This is a genomic window from Micromonospora sp. NPDC049257 (genome assembly GCF_040678915.1).
Lineage (GTDB): Bacteria > Actinomycetota > Actinomycetes > Mycobacteriales > Micromonosporaceae > Micromonospora > Micromonospora antibiotica.
Genome location: NZ_JBFAQU010000013.1, coordinates 23,637 through 40,875 on the forward strand (window position 1 = coordinate 23,637; position 17,239 = coordinate 40,875).

Below are 17,239 nucleotides of genomic sequence, written 5' to 3' on the forward strand. Positions count from 1 at the left end.
GAAGTCAGCGTGTCGGGATGGTCCTCACCCGACACCCGCACCCGCCGCCGATACGCACCCTCAGCGACCTCCAACGCCCGCCGAAACTCCCCCACACGACCCAACGCGCTGGCCAGATTGTTCGCAGAAGTCAGCGTGTCGGGATGGTCCTCACTCAACACCCGCACCCGCCGCCGATGCACATCCTCGGCAATTTCGCAGGATTGTTGGTAGCTGCCGAAGGCGCTGTAAACCACGGCAAGGTCGGAAGCGGTGCGGAGGGTGTCAGGATGGTCATAGCCAAGGGTCTTGATTTGGCGGTTGAGCGTGTCGTCGACGAGGGGATAGAGCCGGTGCAACTGACCCAGATCGCGGTATGCCCAGGTCAGTTCGGTAGCAGCGCGCAGGGTGTCGATGTGGTCTGGGCCGAGCCTCTGTTTCCACTCCTGGTGCAGGGTGTCGGCAAGCTGTTTGGCAGGGCGGGTGTCACCACGGCAAATCAGGTAGACGATGGCATCGCGGGCCCGCTGGCGTAGGCCCGGGTTCTCGGTGCGTGCCGGTTCGCCGCGAGCAGGTGCGGCAGGACCATACTCCATCTGGGCCAGTTCGCAGAGTTACGGGGATCACCCGGGTTGACCGTGCCGAGCGCGGCCTCAATACACGTCCTCAATTCGGCTGCAACAACAGGGCCGATTTGGTCCCTGAGAACCGCCTGGACAAGACGGTGCACAGTGATCGTTCCGAGTTCAACTCTTGCAAGACCAAAGGCACCAACCGCGCTGATGGAACGCTGTCGCTGAAACGGCTTGTCAATGATCTGTGCCAACGGAGTGATTGCGTCTAGATGACGGTCAGCATGTGCGGCTATGGTGACGACCAGGTCAGTCGGGATGGGCTCGGGTGCCAGGAACGCGCACAGGTGCAGCACGGCGAGCGCGGCAGTGTCTCTGGCTCCCAACGCGCTGGCATTCAAAATCGTGGCCGCAGCCAGCGAATGCGGATATCCGGCGGGACGCCCCTCGTCAAGGACCCCGACGGTCTCTTCATTAAGCGACTGCCGATAATCGGCAGTTGACATACCGGACTCAGCCAGATAGCTCGCCGCCTGCGCCAGGGCCAAGGGCAGATCACCTAAGTCCTCGGCGATCCGGTCAGCCTCGACTGCACTGATGTTCACAAGGCGCAAAGTTAGCAGTTCGACCGCCTCGTGACGCGGAAGAAGGTTGAGCTCGACAGTCTGAGCAATCTCTCCCCAGTTTCTACCCCGAGAGGTAATCAGCACATGCCCTACGCCATCCGGCAGCCAACGGCGCAGGTCTTCCGGCTTCTCGACATTATCGAAGATCAGCAGCCAACGTTCCCTGATCCCCAGAAAATCTCTGACCTTACTCTGAGCGATCGTACTGTCCGCTCCCACATCCAGGACACCCAAAGAGGTTCCCAGGGCACTGAACTGCTCACCGATCAATCCGGGCTGCTCGGCTGAGATCCACCAGACAACGTCATAATCAGCGCGATGCCGATACGCGTACTCCAGGACCAACTGGGTCTTGCCCACTCCACCTATGCCGTACACCGCCTGCACAGCCGCAACGCCGCCAGAAGACAACCGCGCCCGCAACTCAGCTAGTTCAGCGCTACGACCGGCGAAACTTCGATCCCGAGGCCGAAGGTTCCACACTTGCGGCCTCGGGTCTTCCCCGGCAGGTGGAGCGGCCTGATTGCTAGCCGGCCGAGGAGCAGGAAGGCCGCTCGTGCTGATGTTGACCTGGACGCCAGCGCCAACAACAGCACTCATCCCGTGCCCCTCAGTGTGCACCCGCTGTGTAACAGGCGGCAGGTTGCCGGCCTGCTCGGCAGCTGAACTGTGACCCTGAGATGCCTCAGTCATCGGCGCGCTGGTTCGGGGGTCCGAACGTGTTGACCTGACTGCCATGGCCGAGAACGGCCTGCTGTGCGCTGTCCGAAGCGCTGACATGCTGCACCACATGACCGGCTGAACGGCCTCCGGAAGCCACCGCGACCTGCCTCACCAGCGCATCCAGGTCCGCAGCCGCATCGGGACGCTCAATCAGCAGATCCTCCAACCGGCCCGCCCACAACGCCTCATGCTGCGCACGCACCCGCTCGCCATCCGGACCCGCAGCCTCCACAGCCACGCGAGTCCGCTCCAACTGCTGCGTCACCGCGTCCTCCCGCGCCCGATCCCCACGACCGAGCAACCGCGACACACCGGCCTTAGCCAATCCCCAAGCGTCTTGGGCCACCGCGCCCACCAAAGCTGCACCGCCAGCGCTCGCCAAAGCGAGTAACGCCTCCCCAGCCATCACTACCCCCGGATCATCGACCGCCAGATCAACCCACAGGAATACCCCGAGCCAACCGTCGCGGAGTCTCCGACACGACAGGACCCGCCCCACAGTCGGAAAACCGACTCACAAAACCGACAAGCCGGTCCAACGCCTTGACCAGCGGTCAAGATGCGCTACCGGCCCGGCGCACTTGACCGACATGGTCCCCAGGAATGCAGAAGAGCCAGCCCGATGCATCGGACCAGCCCTCTGACCTGTGTTTTAACCCTGTCGGGACGGCCGGATTCGAACCGACGACCCCTTGACCCCCAGTGGACTAGCAGGTCTACCGGCGACTGCCAGTCGATACCGCCTCCTGCCGAATATGCAGGTAATCGGCCAGGCGGCGGTCCGAGGCAGGTCGGGCTCTACCGGGCCTTCCCGGGCCGTCCGTGAGACGGTTGTGAGATCTCACGGACGGCCCGGCTGCGGAGAGGCGCTAGAGAACGACACCAGCGCCTCTCCGCCACCGAACGCTCAAGGCACAGACCTCTCAACAGCTTGTACAACTTCCTCCCGCGCCCGGTACCCAGTGCTCCGACGCACGTAATTGGCGTTGGCGTTAGCGACCAAGCTGTCGATTCAACTCCTTGAGCATGTCGGCTGTCCCGAGCCGGCCGGCGGCGGCTGGCATGATCCGCGTGGTGCCGTAGGCGAGCTCCACCAATGCCGAGCGCGCGGCGGCAAGCTCCGTCGGCCGCCGAGCCGCCGTTGGCCGCCTCGCCTCAAAGAAGGGCAGCTCCGATAGGAGCTGCGGCTGTCGACGGCCACGGAGACCCGGGTGCCGACATCGCCTCAATGAAGGGCAGCTCAAGTGGGAGCTGCGGCGTCGAACGCGATCGGGACCCTCACGTTGAAGTCGACCGCGCCTCAATGAAAGGCAGCTCCGGTGGGAGCTGCGGCCGGCGAGGTCGGCGTACCCGGCAGTGATCATCTCGTAGCCTCAATGAAGGGCAGCTCCGCTGGGAGCTGCGCTTGCCGCCGGTGCGCGCCAGCGACAGCTGGAGCATCTCGCCTCAATGAAGGGCAGCTCCAGTGGGAGCTGCGCCCGGACGGCTACGACTCCCAGGGCAGCGCCGACGGCCTGCCTCAATGAAGGGCAGCTCCGGTGGGAGCTGCGGCCGGGTCAAGATCCTACCCATCCTGAGCTTCGAACTGTCCACCGCGAAGGGTGCACCTCTCAAGGCAAGCCAGCGCAGCAATAACCGCGATCGAGCCACACCACAAGGCACGTGAGCTGGGCCGCCAGGGCGAAGCCGACCGGGGCCAGCGTGACGACCGGCCCACCACCTCGGAGGTGGAGGAGCTGCGCCGGCTGCGGCGGGAGAACGCCGAGCTGAAGCGGGCCAACGAGATCCTGAAGGCCGCCTCGGCTTCCTTCGTCTCGGAACTCGACCCGTCCCGGCGACGGTCGTGACGCTCGTCGAGGAGCTGAAAGATCGCTTCGGGGTCGAGCCCGTCCTCCGGGTACGGCCCGGCTACGGAAAAGCGCTAGAGAACGTCACCAGGCCTCTCGCCACCGAACGCTCGATGCACAGACCTCTCAACAGCTTGTACGACTTTCCTCCCGTGCCCCGTGCCCCGCGCCCGGTGCCCGGTGCCCGGACGCACGTAATTGGCGTTAGCGACCAAGCTGTCGATTCAACTCCTCGAGCATGTCGATTATCTCGAGTCGGCTGGCATGATCCGCGTGGTGCGGTAGGCGAGCTCCACCAACGCCGAGCGCGCGGCGGCAAGCCGTCGGCGCCGCCGCCACGCGCCCACCGGGCCGCCGGTGGCCGCCTCGCTTCATGAAGGGCAGCTCCGATGGGAGCTGCGGCCCGACGCGACGCTGACGTAGTTGGCGCCGACGGCGACGGTGCCTGGATGAAGGGCAACTCCGGTGGGAGCGGCACGTTCGGCCTGTTCCTCGCCGCCCATGATCCCTATGCCTCAATGAAGGGCAGCTCCAATGGGAACTGCCTCCTGCTGCACCGTGCACGACACCACGTTGTCGAGGTCGCCTCAATGAAGGGCAGCTCCGGTGGGAACTGCGGCCCGTCGGCACCCGGGTACGCCGTCAGCGTCACCCCGCCTCAATGAGGGGCAGCTCCGGTGAGCGCTGCGGCTGCCACTCGACTGTGAACGCCTGTACGCCACGACGAAGCCTCAATGAAGGGCAGCTCGGGTGAAAGCTGCGGCGTGGGCCGCCAGGACGCCACTACCGACCCGCAGTGGATGCCTCAATGAAAGGCAGCTGCGGTGGCAGCTGCGCTCCACACGCATCAGCCCGGCCCAGTCCTCGAGGAACTCCTTGCCTCAATGAAGGACAGCTCTGGTGGAAGCTGCGGCCTCTCCCGCCCTCGGCACGAAGCCGCCGATCGGCGAACCTCAATTAAGTGCGGCCCCGGTGGGGGTTGCGGCCTGGGTCCAGATTCTATCCATCTTGAGCTGCGGTTGGGTCGGTCTGCTGCCGCCGAATCAGATCAAGCATCAGCGGCAGCCGGTTCTGAGCAGCTCACCGAGCATGACCCGGCGTTCGGGTGCGCTGCTGCTGGCGCACCGGTGCACCGGGAAGCGCACGACCGCCGGTTCGCGTCGACCGTACCCGCTTTAGGCAGGGGCCGCAGTACGTGCTCCACCACCTACGCCGCCTCACCGCCGACGCGGGGCTTCCGGCAATCCGGGTGTACGACCTTCGACATATCGCCGCCACGATCATGATCAACCAAGGGGTGCCGATCGCCGTGGTGTCCAAGACGCTGCGCCACAGAAACGTGGGCTCTGTCTCACATTCGGTGGTGACCGACAGTGGTCGGTGTCGTTGAGACCTTGTGTGCGAGATCGATGATCTTATGAAGATGGTGTTCTCAGGGTTGTCCCCGCTGGTGATCGATGACGTCACGGACGAGGGCGAGCGGATTCTGGTGCGGGCTCGGACCCCTGAGACGCCTGTGGCCTGTCCGGGCTGCGATGCGGTGACGGGCCGGGTGCACGGGTATCACCAGCGGACTCTCGCGGACGTGTCGGTCGATGCCCGGCCGGTGGTGCTGCGGGTACGCGTGCGCCGTCTGGTCTGCCCGACGCGGGGCTGCCGCCGCACGTTCCGCGAACAGCTTCCGGGTGTTCTGGAGCGTTACCAGCGCCGCACACCCCGACTGATCTCCCAGGTCGCTGCGGTGGTGCGCCATCTGGCCGGCCGGGGCGGCGCTCGCCTGATGTCGGTCCTGGCGATGGTCGTCATGTCCCGACACACCGCCCTGCGGTCGCTGCTACGCATTCCGCCGCCCGAACGGAGAGTGCCCCGCGTGCTCGGGGTCGACGACTTCGCGCTGTGCCGTCGCCGACGTTACGCCACCGTCCTGATCGACGCGGTCACCCGCCAGCGCGTCGACGTGCTACCCGACCGCAAGGCCCATACGTTGGAGACGTGGCTGCGGGAGCATCCCGGTGTCGAGGTGGTGTGCCGGGACTCCTCCGGCGCCTACGCCGAGGCGATCCGCCGCGCCCTGCCCGCAGCGGTGCAGGTCGCCGACCGCTGGCATCTGTGGCACAACCTCGCCGAGGCCGTCCGCAAAGAGGTCACCGCGCACAGCATGTGCTGGGCCGCCGCCGGCCTGCCGCCCCAGGAGGGTAAACGGGCGGTGACCACCCTGCAGCGGTGGCAGCAGGTCCACGACCTGCTCGACAAAAGAGTCGGCCTGCTCGAATGCGCCCGCCGGCTCAACCTTGGCCTCAACACCGTCAAACGCTACGCCCGGATCAGCGAACCCGAACGCCTGGTCCGCGCACCGCAGTACCGGCCCACCCTCGTCGACCCCTACCGCGAGCACCTACGGCGCCGCCGCCAACAAGATCCCGCCGTCGGCGCCACCCAACTCCTGACCGAGATCAGAGAACTCGGCTACACCGGCAGCCTGAACCTGCTCTACCGCTACATCACCCAAGGCCGGGTCGAAGCCGACCGCCCACCTCTGTCGCCCAGGCGTCTGACCCGCTACCTCCCCACCGACCCTGACCAGCTCACAGAACACCAGCGGACGCTCGTCGACGCCCTCACCGCCGCCTGCCCGGAGATGACCGCGCTGACCGGCTTCATCGGCTCGTTCGCCGCGCTCCTCACGCCAGCAGCCGGCAACGACGACCGTCTCGACTCGTGGATCGCCCGAGGTCAAGGCCACCGACCTGCCCAACCTGCACACCTTCACCCGAGGCCTCGGCCTGGACCGCGACGCCGTCAACGCCGCCCTGACCTACCCCTTCCACAACGGCGGCACCGAAGGCGTCAACACCAAAACCAAACTGATCAAGCGACAAATGTACGGACGCGCCGGGTTCGCTCTCCTGCGACACCGCATCCTGCTCGGCTAACCGACACTCACCGTCACCACCGAATGTGAGACAGAGCCGAAACGTCCACCACCATCGACATCTACGGCCACCTCACCCAGGAAGCCGCCACCGACGGCGTGAGCGCCACCTGCGCAGCCCTCGACGCGGCCGACGCCCGGGCCGCCTGACCGCCGCTGCAAGATCCATGTGTGGATGCGACAGCAACGCGACAAAACAGCCCTGAAAAGATCACAGGGGATATGCCTTCGTCGACATATACCCTGATCAGGTGCGTCGGGACGGCCGGATTCGAGCCGACGACCCCTTGTCACGGAACGTAGCGACCATAGCCTTGTCGATGATTGTCAGAGATGCGCACTGAACTGCACTGACACCATCAAGCGATAGCCGTCGATTGCCACTGATTGTCAACCGCTAGCGGGGTTTTCGGGGGGTAAACGGGGGGCCGAAACGCGGATGCAACGCCCTGCGGGCCCGCCACCCCAGAACCCGCCGATACCAAGAGAGCGGGTGATGCTCCCGCCGTCGCATCCCGACCACCGCAGAACCCCGCTCACACGGTCGACCGCACCCTCCGAGGTCGGTCGGCTGCGGAGATCGTCACTCAACGCCGTGGTCCCGGCGGTAACCGAGGCCGTTGTCCTGGCCAAGCTGCACGACCTGGCCGACATCGACCGGGCCCTGGGCACCGCCGCCCTGGCCGGCCGGTTCTCCGACAACGACCTGCTCCGGCTGCTGGCCCACCAACGCGGCGACGACACCCCCGCGACCCGGGCCAGCGAGACCCACAGCCTGTAACCAGGCACTTCTGCCTGGTCCACGTTCGGCACCACGATCGGAGAACAACAGCAGTGACCATCACCCCGCTACGGGTCACCGGCGCCACCGGTGACCCCCTCGCCGAAGCCATCGAGCTCACCAAACGACTGAAACTGCCACACCTGCGCCGGGCCATGGCCGACCTGGCCAAGAGCCCACATCGGACGAACCGGGCCATTCAAGATCTGCATCTGTCGCTCTATCCGACCACCCGGGACATCGTGCACGGTCTTGCCGCCTGATCGGCGGATTGACTCCGGGTCCGGCGGCCGACAAGATCAGGAAGTGTCATCGGTAACCGATCTGTTCGACCCGGCGGTGACCCGGGCTAGCATCATGTTCGAACTGGATGCGGACCGGCCGGTGGTGTTCAGCGAAGTGGTCGAACGCCTCGCGGCCGCTCTCCGGCAGTCCGGATCGGACGCGGTCGAGGTGCGCCGCGGCGGCCAGGTCATCGGGTTCGCCACCCGGGAGCGGGTGAGCCGGTGGAGTGGGACGCTCGCGGGCACCGAAACGGCGCCGGTCAGTAGCGGTGATCAGGCCACGCTGCCCGGCGAGTCCGGCCAGTACCGTGCCCTCCGCTACGCGTGCCCCGAGCCGCACCAGCCGATCTACGAGGAGTTCCGCATCTTCCACGACGCGCGCTACGGTCCCCACTGCCCGGTCCACGACAAGGCGATGGAGTTGCGCGGATGGATCTGAGCTCGCTGAGCGACCCGCTGGACTCCCTGCGCACCGGCCGTTTGCTCATCGTCGGCTACCTGCCCACCGCGGCCGCCGCGATCTTCGTGCTGATCCTGGTGTGGGCGGGCGCGCCGATGTGGTTGCGGCACGGCGACCATCTGTCCTTCAAGCACGCCTGGACGGTCGCGGCCGATCTCGGGGCGGGCGAGATCGTGCTGCTGGTGGTCGGGGTGACGCTGGTGGCGGTCGTCCTCGCGCCGCTGCAGCTGTCGATGATCCGGATGCTCGAGGGCGGCTGGCCCCGGGCCCTCGGTTCCGGCGCCGGCCTGGCCGTCCAGCGGTGGCGGCGGGGCCGGCTGGAGCCCCGCACCATCCTGCCGGACAACCGGGATGCCCTCACTCCCGTCGTCGTCACGGAGGCGGGCCGGGCCGGTGCGCGGCTGCGACGCCGCTACCCGATGCCGGAGCACCTGATGCGCCCGACCGCCCTCGGCAACGCCCTGGCGGCCATGGAGGACAGCGCCGGGCGCGACTACGGTCTGGACGCCGTGATCGTGTGGCCGCGGCTCTACCCGGTGCTGGGCGACAAGGTCAGGGCGATGGTGGACGATCGCCGGGACATGATGGACGCCGCCGGCCGCATGGCGGTAACGGCCGGGCTGACCACGGCCGTGTCGATCGGCCTGCTCGTCGGAGCCCGGTGGTGGATCCTGCTGGCGCTGATCCCGGCCGGGCTCGCTGTGGTGTCTTACGCCGGGGCGGTGTCGGCCGCGGTCGCTTACGGTGAAGCGGTGCGATCCGCGTTCGACCTCCACCGTGCCGACCTGCTAATCGCGCTTCGGCTGCCTGCGCCGCGCAACTCCGGGCAGGAATACCGGCTGAACCAGGAGCTGTGTGCGATGTGGCGGCAAGGCGTCCCGATGGACGTCGACTACCGGGAGGCCAAGTGAAGCCCACGCAGGTGAGCGTCCTGCCGTACGACCTGATCGTCGGGCAGGACGAGCTGCGCCGGGCCTTGGAGATCGCGTACGTGGTGCCGGAGATCGAGGGGGTGCTGGCAACCGGCGAGCGCGGCACCGCCAAGTCGACCACCGTGCGCGCGTTCTCGATGATGATGCTCGGCCGGCTGCCGGTCACCCTGCCGATCGGCGCCACCGACGACCGGGTGCTCGGCGGGTGGGACATCGACAAACTACTGAAGGGCACGAACGCGCTGCGCTCGGGGCTGCTCGAGCAGGCGCATTCCGAGGAGGGCGGCGGCTTGCTCTACATCGACGAGGTGAACCTGCTCGACGACTACCTCGTCAACATCATCCTCGACGCGGCGGCCGGGGGCGTGCTGCCGGTCGAGCGGGAGGGCATCGACGAGCAGGCCCTCTCGGCGCGGTTCACCCTGGTCGGCACCATGAATCCGGAAGAGGGCCACCTGCGCCCGCAGCTCCTCGACCGGTTCGGGCTGGTCGCCACGGTCACCAACGAGGGCAGCGCCGAGGCCCGCCGCGACATCCTGCGCAACGTCCTCGACTTCGAGGCCGACCGCGGCGGCCGGCCGATGCCCCGGATCGAGGCCGCCCGCCAGGCCGACCGGGAGACTCGCGACCGACTCGTCCAGGCCCGGAAGGCGGCCGAGAAGCTCGAGACACCGGACCACATCGTGTCGCTGTGTGCCGCCATCACGGCCGAGTTCCAGGCGGCCGGGCACCGCGGCGATCTGACCATCGCCAACGCGGCTCGCGCCCTCGCCGCGATCGGGGGAGAGCCGGAGATCCGCCCCGCCCACGTCGCCGCCGTGGTCCCGCCGGCCCTGGTGCACCGGCGCGCCTCGGCCGACGCCGGCGCCATCGTCGGCTGGAATACCGGCGACGCCGAACGACTGGCCGCGCTCATCGCCGCCGCGGAGTGAGCCATGGCGACGACCACCGCGTGGCGCATCCGGACGGTGCTGAGCTGTCTCGCGGTCGACCACCGCATCGGCGGGCTGCTGCTGCTGGACGCCCCCCACGGCCTGCTGCCGGCGATGGTCCGCGGCCTGGCCACGGCCCTCACCGACGAGCGGACGAAGCCGAGCGTGGTGACCGTCGGCGCCTGGGCCGGTGAGGACGACCTCTGGCTGCGCCTGCGGCTGGTCGACGGCCGGTTCGAGCTCATGCCCGGCCTGCTGGTCGAGACCGGCGCACCCCCGATCGTCGTCGTCCCCGACCTGGGGCGGGCCGACGTGGCCGTGGCCCGGGCCGCCGTGACCCTGCTCGACGCGGACACCGCCACCGCCGAACGGTACGGATGGAGCGCCGCGTGGCAGCCCCGGGCGCGCTGGCTGACCGCGACCGACCGGCGGTCGGCGGCCGGGCTGTCGCCGCACCTGCTCGACCGGTTTCCGCTGCGCATCGACGCGTCCGGAGTGGAGCCGGCCGAGTACGAGGTGCCGGCCCCGCCCGCGGTCCCGCGGCCATACTTCTCCGCGGCGGCACTCGACGAGGTGATGCGGACGGCCCCCGGCGGGATCCGGCTGAGCCTGGCCCTGAGCCGGACGGCCGGGGCACTGGCCACGCTGGACGGCGCCGCCGAGACGACCGCGGCCCACGTCCGGCACGCGGCCGAGGTGCTCGGCCTGTCCGCCGGGCCACACCCGGTGGTCGACGCACCGACGGCCGATCCCGCCGTTCCGGAGGCCGAGACCGAGGAGCCGCCGCCGGATCCAGGCCCGGCGGCGGTCAGCCTCGCCGACCCGCCGGCCGCGGTCGACGCCGCCGCAGAGCCGGTCCTCTACCCGGAGACCTTGCCCGACGCCCTGCCCGAGCCCGCCTCGCTGCGCAGCCCGTGGGCCGGGGTGAACCGCCGGCTGCGGATGCGCGGCCCGCGGACCGGCGTCGAACGCACCCGCTCCCGGCTCGACCTGGCCGTCATGCCGACCCTGCTGGAGGCCGCGAAGCACCGCCGGACCCGGGCCGAGCTGGTCATCCGGCCCGAGGACTGGCGCCGCTACCGGCACGGGTGGAGCCCGCACCGGCTGCTGGTCCTTGTGCTCGACCACACCTGCCGGCGTGGCTGGGACTGGACGCCGACGCTGGCGCCGTACCTGCAGTGGGCGTATGCCGAGCGGGCCGCCGTCACCGTGATCGACGTCGGGCACGACACCGCGAGCGACGAGCTGCGCGCCGAGCACTACCGGGCGACCGGCGTGCGCGACCCGCGCGTGCTGCGATCGTTGCGCCACCGGCCCGGCCGGGCGACGCCCCTCGCCGCCGGGATCGAACTCGCGGTCCATGAGCTCCTGCGCCGGTTCCGGCGCAGCCGGGCCCACACCGACCGGGCCTGGCTCGTGGTGGTCACCGACGGCCGGGGCAACGTCCCGCTCGAGGCCAGTGCCCGCGGCGCGGTGTCCAGCCCGGTCGGCCGGCAGGGCGTCGACGACGCGATCAGCGCCGCGAGCGGCGCCCGGTCCATCGGCGGATTACGTACGGTGGTGGTCGCGGCCGGTTCCGGCCCGTACCCCGGCCTGCCGTTCGACCTCGCCGACGCGCTCGGCGGTGTGGTGGTGTCGCCGGCGGTGCAGCCGTGATGCCCGAGCGCCCTGCCCCGGCCGGGATGGCCGGCATCGTCGGGCCCGGTGGCCTCACTCCGGGCGAGCCGTCGACCGCCCCGGCCGCACGCCCGGCCGAGTCCGGCGGCGACGCCGGCGCCGTCGCCTCACCCACGGTCGTCCTGCTCGAGCGCCCCCGTGGCCCGATGCCGGCCCGGCTGCCGGCCGGCACCGCCCTGCTGCGGGTCGCCTACCGGATCGATCACGGCGAAGAGTGCTTCCACCTGGAACTGCACACCGACGACGATCTGCAGATCACGGTCACCGAACCCGATCTGCGGGCGCAGCGGCGCCCCGAGCTCAGTTTGGCCCGCGCCGCGGCCGAGGGCCGTTGGCTGCAGTTCCTGCTGCGGCTCACCAGCTGGTCGGAGAACAAGACGACGCTGGAGACGTGGCTGACCGCGCTGCGCCGCCGGTACGAGGATCGCCTGCGCCTGATCATCTGGGACGAAACCGGATTCGAGATTCCGTGGGAGCTGTTCGCGCACCGCGCGGGACTCCCCGGGGAACACGGCTGGCTGGGCGCCGACGTTGAGATCGTCCGCTGGACGTCGCCGCTGTCCGAGACGGCGATCGACTGGTGGGGCACCGATGCCGCGGAGTGCCACGGGCCGGTCCTGAGCTTCGTCGACAGCGGGCTGCCGATGACGCTGAACGGGCTCTTCGAGCGCTGGTCGTGCGAGGACAGCAAGACCATGGACGCACTGCTGACGTCGCTGGCGGAGGACGGCCGCGGCGTCGGGCTGGTGCACGTCTGGACCCATGGCACGGTCGGCGACACCGGCGATAGGGCCACGCTCGGTGGCCTGTCGAGGGACCGGATTGGTGCCTACCGGATGGGAGCGCTGCGGGCCGGCCGCACGCTGGTGCTGCTCAACGCATGCAGCGGCGCGCAGCTGATGGGCGACACCGATTTCGGGGAGCGTGCGTCCCGCAGCTTCGCCCTGATCTTTTTGCGCCGCGGAGCACCCGGCGTGATCGCCACGGCCGGTCAGGTCGAACCGGCGTTCTCCCGGGATCTGCTCGAACACCTGCTGACCGTCGCCGCGGTCGGCGAGGTGCGGCTCTCCGCCGCGCTGCGCGACTACCGCGCCCGTCTCGCCGCCGGCGTCGGGGATCTGACCCGGGCCGGCACCGACCTCTATCCGCTGCGTGCATTCATCTATGGCGTGATGTACCAGTACATCGGCCGGCTGGACACGACGCTGCGGTTGCAACCGAGGGGTGAGCCGGGATGACCGTCGAAGCCGTCGCCCTCGAACCGCACGTCAGCTGGCCGCGAGCGGCCGTGCCGGGCGAGCGCTACCTGGTCACCGTTGACCTGCGGGCGGCCGACCCGGCCGGCGAGTGGCCATACGACCACGAGGAGTACGCGGTTGGCCTGGTGCTGAGCGGCCCGCCCGGCCTGACCGTGGAGACCCTCGGCCAGACCAGCGTGATCCTGCACCGCTTCGGCGGCACCTACGGCCCGGCCCGCTTCGTGGTCTCGGCCGGGACGTCGCTCGCCGAGGGCACCGAGACGGCGCTCTGGCTCACCCTGCTCAGCGCGGGCGGCGTGCCGTTCCACACCGCCAAGCTGCCGATCCTGATGACCATGGACGCCCCGGCCCGCGAGCCGAGCCCGGAATTCCACTCACCGTCCACCGTCACCGGCTACGAGCCGCTGCCGTCGCCCACCGGCCCGCCGGTGGTCGGCTCGGACGTCTGGTCAGTCGCGATCGTCCCGCAGTTCCTCAGCGTGATCCTGGCGCTGGGCGCGGACGACGGGATCCTGCGCCTGTGGTCGCCGGGCACCCGGGAGTTCACGATGGTCCCGATCGGTGACGGGCCGGTCCGGGTGGCGGTCGGTGACTATGGCCGGCGCCTGTTCGCGAGCTCCGGTGACATGCTGACGGAGGTGGATCCGGCGTCCGGCCAGATCTTGAGCCGGATCCAGGTGCGCCGCGCAGGCTTCGCTCCCACCCGGATCATGTCGCTGTGCTGGTTCCCCACCGACAGCGACGACGGCGACGTCGCTGTGGGCACCGAGGACGGCTATATCCAGGCGTTCGACGTTGCCACGCTGGCCCCACGATGGGACGTCGCCCTCGCCCCGGCGGCCGTGTTCGCGCTCCAGGTAGCCCTGGTCCATGGCATCACCCTGGTCGCGGGGGGCGCTGATGGCGCGCTCACCCTGGTGGACACGGGCCCGCGCACGACGCGCCGGATCGAGGGGGCGCACTCAGCGCAGATCAACCAAATCGCGACGACGATGAACCGGGTCCTGTCCGCGTCCGACGACGGATTGTTGCGGTCCTGGGATCCGGTGACCCTGGCGCCGACCGGCCGCCTCCGGTCCGGCGGATGGGTGAACGCGGTCGCCGAGGTGCGCCGCCCGGACGGTGGCGATTGGATCGTCCTGGGCGACAGCCAGGGGACCGTGCATTGGTCCGACGACATGGCCGTGCCGGCTCTCAGCGACCGGCGGCATACGTCCCCGGTCACCGCCGTGGTCCCGTTCGACACCGGCGGGCCACCGACCGTCGCCGTGCTGCGCCGCGGCGGCGTCATCGAGCTCCATCGTCCACCCGAGCCGCCGGCCGCGACCGGCATCGGCGACCAGGAGTTCGTCGTCCACCTGTTCGCGCTGCTGGACGGCCCGGACGTGGCGAGTGCCGTACAGCAGATCCGCGCCGTGTGGGCCGCCTGCCGCCGGAGCCTCGGCATGACTCACCCGATCATGGAGGCCGGCCTCTCCGCCGAACTGCCGGCCGACCTGGCCCGCGCACCGGACGGCGCCATCGCCGGCATCCAGGACGCGACCGCCGACGTCCAGGCGGTCGTGCGTCGCGACCACGACGTGCTCAACCTTTCCCTGGCCATGGCCGCCGACGCGAATCGCAAGGGTGCTCCGGACTGGGCCGAATTCACCCGGCGGTGGACCGCCCTGGCGCCGGAAACAGCCGGCACGCTGCTCGGGACCGCCGTCGTCTACATGGGCCTGGCCGCGAACCCGTCGACGGACAAACTTCGAGCGGCGCTCGCGGCCGGCCGGGACGGCGCGCCCGGCTGGTGGCGCAGCCGCATCGCGATCGACGAGCTCACCGTCTGGGAGGTCGGGCTGCCGGGCGACGGCCCGGCCCGACGGCTGGTCGCGATCGGCCGCCCCGGCCAGCACGACTCGCTGAGCGGGCTGGCCTGGAGCGACGGCAGCGTCGCGATGCCGCCGCTGGCCCGCTACCTGATGCACGCCGCCAAACTGCGCTACCAGTCCCGGGTGCGAAACCGCGACGACCAGCGCATCGCCGAACTGACCGAACAGGCGACGACGCACCCGGAGACCGTCGACCCCGAAGTCTTCAACTCGACCCTGGTAGCGCTGCGCCGGATGCGTCGTTCGGCCGTAACCGCCAGCACGAACATGACCCGATCGCTGCCCGACCCCCTGCCCTCCGACCTGGCCCTGGCCAACACCCTGGTCAACGCTCTCGGCGACGACATCCGCCGTCTCGAGAGCGCCCGGGAACGTATCGGGCGATCCCTGCCCGCCGGGCCGGCCGAGGTCGTGCCGGCCTCCGAGCCGGAGGAAGCGGTGGAGTACCGAGTCGCGTTCGGGATCGATGTCGTCGAGTTCAGCTCACGCAGCTACTCGCGGCAGCTGGACGTTCAGCGCCGTCTGGCGGAGATGGTCGTTCAGGTCCTCGCCGCCCTCGGCCTCGAGCTGCACGAGACCGACCGTCAGGACGCCGGCGACGGCCTCATGATCGTGCTTCCGCCGCGGATCGCCGTCACCCACGCGCTCCCGGCTTTGCTGTACAGGTGGCGCGATGCCGTAGCGGCCAACAACGCCGGCCATCCGGAGGATCGGATCCGGCTGCAGCTATCGATCGTATCCGGGGCGTTCACCGCGTCGGCGCTGGGATTCACCGGCGCCACGATCATCCAGGTCGGCCGGTTGCTCGACAGTGCGACGGTGCGGGCTGCAGCCTCGGACTTCCCGGACGCCGACGTCGTGGCTCTGGTAGCCGACCGGATCTATCAGGACGTCGTCGGCGAGGGATATCCCGGGCTCTCCCCGGACGAGTTCACCTCGTGCACCGTCCAGGTGAAGACACTCCACTCCGTCGCATGGCTGTGGACGGGCGGCGCGGCACCGGTGCCGGCGGCCGCCACCCTCAGCGCGCATTCCGATCTGAGCCTGGGCGGCCCGCCAGGATCGTCGCGGGATGTCTTCCTCCTCCACGGCCGGGACATGCAGGCCGCTTCCGCCGTCGCCGGCCTCCTGCGGGCGCTGGACCTGCGCCCGCTCGCCTGGGAAGACATGGTCGTCCGGACGGGCCAGGGTGCCCCGAACATCGCCGACGTCATGCGGGAGGGGCTGGCCGGCAGCCAGGTGGTCCTGGCAATCCTGACGCCGGACGTCGCCGCGCCGGGCGGCTCGAACCTACTCCTGGAGTTGGGGATGGCGCTGGCCCTGGACGCGAAGAGAACGATCATCATGGAGATCGGCGAGGTGCCGCCGCTCAGCGACCTGGCCGGCCTCAACATCATCCGGATGAACGGCAGCGTCGTGGCTCTCGCCCAGCTCGCCGAACGGCTGCGCACGGCGGGATGTGCGGTCAGCACGAACGGCAGCGACTGGCTCAACACCAGCCGTTTCGAGGGTCTCGACGCACTACGCGAGAGCTAGAGCGGCGGACCGGAGCGTCGCCGCTCGCGGCCCGGCAACCGAGTCAGGGGTTGGCGCGACCTCACCACTTGTGCCTTCGGAACTGCTTCCGTCGCTTGGCCCGGCGATAGGGTTGGTCTCCTCGGCTTCCAGAGCCTCCGGTCGATCTTCCTTGTCGAACCAGTCGAAACGGTCGATCTCGTTTCCGTTACTATCAAGAACTATGACCGTCTTGGGTCGAATCGGATCGCTGTCGCTCTGACGATGCTTCGCCCATCTCTTCAGCCTTTGGGCGACATCCTTCGCGGCAGCCTAAGAGACTCCTCCTTCAATGCGCACAATGGCGCCTAATCAGCACACCAGCGTCCCGATGACCCAACCAGTCCGCGTCCAGAGGGGTACCGAGAGAGACCCCCAAAGGTGGACGACCTCGACATCCACCGGCTTCGCCGCTCGCGCTCTGACAGCGGACTCGCCGCTGAGACAGGTACTGACACGGACTGTTACAACCCACGGCATCGGGTCTGTGACCGCGACGCGCCCGGTCTCGTGGCGATAGATCGCTTTTTCGATGGCCTCAACCGTGGGTGTCTCGCGGATGCCGCGCTGTTGGCCCAATCGGTGGAGCTCTCGCGCGGCGTGCTTGCGGGACTCCCAACGGCCGCCTTTCGGCCTCCTGCCGAATATGCAGGTCATCGGCCAGGCGACGGTCCGAGGCAGGTCGGGCTCTACCGGGCCTTCCCGGGCCGTCCGTGAGACGGTTGTGACATCTCACGGGCGGCCCGGCTACGGAGAAGCGCTAGAGATCGCCACCAGCGCCTCTCCGCCACCGAACGCTCAAGCACA

At 69.2% G+C, this 17,239-nt stretch carries 12 protein-coding genes and 2 pseudogenes; 11 read left to right on the forward strand and 3 right to left on the reverse strand.

The features are described 5' to 3' along the window. From AB0K25_RS19645 to AB0K25_RS19655, 3 genes are all read right to left on the reverse strand, one after another. Positions 1 to 575, reverse strand: a 575-nt coding sequence (locus tag AB0K25_RS19645) for a tetratricopeptide repeat protein (RefSeq protein ID WP_363821574.1), incomplete at its 3' end; no start/stop codon positions are given. Then, positions 479 to 1,969: an FxSxx-COOH system tetratricopeptide repeat protein gene (fxsT, locus tag AB0K25_RS19650; RefSeq protein ID WP_363821577.1), complete on the reverse strand. Its 1,491-nt coding sequence runs from the start codon at positions 1,967 to 1,969 to the stop codon at positions 479 to 481. The genes AB0K25_RS19645 and fxsT, both read right to left, overlap by 97 nt. Continuing rightward, the gene (locus AB0K25_RS19655) at positions 1,863 to 2,165 is read right to left on the reverse strand and encodes a hypothetical protein (RefSeq protein ID WP_363821580.1); all 303 of its coding nucleotides are present in this window, start codon (positions 2,163 to 2,165) and stop codon (positions 1,863 to 1,865) included. Before AB0K25_RS19655 ends, fxsT begins: the two co-directional genes overlap by 107 nt. Before the next feature lie 1,366 nt (positions 2,166 to 3,531). Between AB0K25_RS19655 and AB0K25_RS19660 the strand changes: the two are divergent. The 11 genes and pseudogenes from AB0K25_RS19660 to AB0K25_RS19710 form a co-directional block, all read left to right on the forward strand. After that, positions 3,532 to 3,713, forward strand: a pseudogene (locus tag AB0K25_RS19660) (hypothetical protein); the annotation flags it as partial. Between the two features lie 1,229 nt (positions 3,714 to 4,942). Then, positions 4,943 to 5,137, forward strand: a complete 195-nt coding sequence (locus tag AB0K25_RS19665; protein ID WP_363821583.1) for a tyrosine-type recombinase/integrase — start codon at positions 4,943 to 4,945, stop codon at positions 5,135 to 5,137. A gap of 27 nt (positions 5,138 to 5,164) precedes the next feature. After that, a pseudogene (locus AB0K25_RS19670) lies at positions 5,165 to 6,680 on the forward strand (ISL3 family transposase). A gap of 594 nt (positions 6,681 to 7,274) precedes the next feature. Next, positions 7,275 to 7,460, forward strand: coding sequence for a hypothetical protein (locus AB0K25_RS19675; RefSeq protein WP_363821586.1), 186 nt, complete (start codon positions 7,275 to 7,277; stop codon positions 7,458 to 7,460). 53 nt (positions 7,461 to 7,513) lie between these two features. Continuing rightward, positions 7,514 to 7,723: a hypothetical protein gene (locus AB0K25_RS19680; protein ID WP_363821588.1), complete on the forward strand. Its 210-nt coding sequence runs from the start codon at positions 7,514 to 7,516 to the stop codon at positions 7,721 to 7,723. Between the two features lie 94 nt (positions 7,724 to 7,817). Next, on the forward strand, positions 7,818 to 8,183 hold the full coding sequence (locus AB0K25_RS19685) for a hypothetical protein (protein ID WP_363821591.1): 366 nt from the start codon (positions 7,818 to 7,820) through the stop codon (positions 8,181 to 8,183). Then, complete coding sequence (locus AB0K25_RS19690; protein WP_363821594.1) at positions 8,174 to 9,115, forward strand: hypothetical protein; 942 nt, start codon at positions 8,174 to 8,176, stop codon at positions 9,113 to 9,115. Before AB0K25_RS19685 ends, AB0K25_RS19690 begins: the two co-directional genes overlap by 10 nt. Further along, positions 9,112 to 10,068 (forward strand): AAA family ATPase, encoded by a 957-nt coding sequence (locus tag AB0K25_RS19695; RefSeq protein WP_363821596.1) that lies wholly within the window; start codon positions 9,112 to 9,114, stop codon positions 10,066 to 10,068. The genes AB0K25_RS19690 and AB0K25_RS19695 overlap by 4 nt, the downstream gene beginning before the upstream one ends. 3 nt (positions 10,069 to 10,071) lie before the next feature. Next, entirely contained in the window at positions 10,072 to 11,724 is a 1,653-nt protein-coding gene (locus AB0K25_RS19700) for a hypothetical protein (protein ID WP_363821599.1), read from the forward strand. Between the two features lie 26 nt (positions 11,725 to 11,750). Further along, positions 11,751 to 12,983 carry a CHAT domain-containing protein gene (locus tag AB0K25_RS19705; protein ID WP_363821602.1) on the forward strand — a complete coding sequence of 411 codons (1,233 nt, stop codon included), beginning with the start codon at positions 11,751 to 11,753 and terminating at the stop codon, positions 12,981 to 12,983. Further along, entirely contained in the window at positions 12,980 to 16,414 is a 3,435-nt protein-coding gene (locus AB0K25_RS19710; RefSeq protein ID WP_363821605.1) for a CATRA conflict system CASPASE/TPR repeat-associated protein, read from the forward strand. Before AB0K25_RS19705 ends, AB0K25_RS19710 begins: the two co-directional genes overlap by 4 nt. Positions 16,415 to 17,239 lie beyond the last annotated feature (825 nt).

Bases quoted from the DNA above. Each gene is read 5' to 3' on its own strand.
- fxsT (WP_363821577.1), bottom strand. From the start codon at position 1,969: ATGTGGTGCAGCATGTCAGCGCTTCGGACAGCGCACAGCAGGCCGTTC.
- AB0K25_RS19710 (WP_363821605.1), top strand. From the start codon at position 12,980: ATGACCGTCGAAGCCGTCGCCCTCGAACCGCACGTCAGCTGGCCGCGA.
- AB0K25_RS19700 (WP_363821599.1), top strand. From the start codon at position 10,072: ATGGCGACGACCACCGCGTGGCGCATCCGGACGGTGCTGAGCTGTCTC.
- AB0K25_RS19690 (WP_363821594.1), top strand. From the start codon at position 8,174: ATGGATCTGAGCTCGCTGAGCGACCCGCTGGACTCCCTGCGCACCGGC.
- AB0K25_RS19705 (WP_363821602.1), top strand. From the start codon at position 11,751: ATGGCCGGCATCGTCGGGCCCGGTGGCCTCACTCCGGGCGAGCCGTCG.
- AB0K25_RS19685 (WP_363821591.1), top strand. From the start codon at position 7,818: ATGTTCGAACTGGATGCGGACCGGCCGGTGGTGTTCAGCGAAGTGGTC.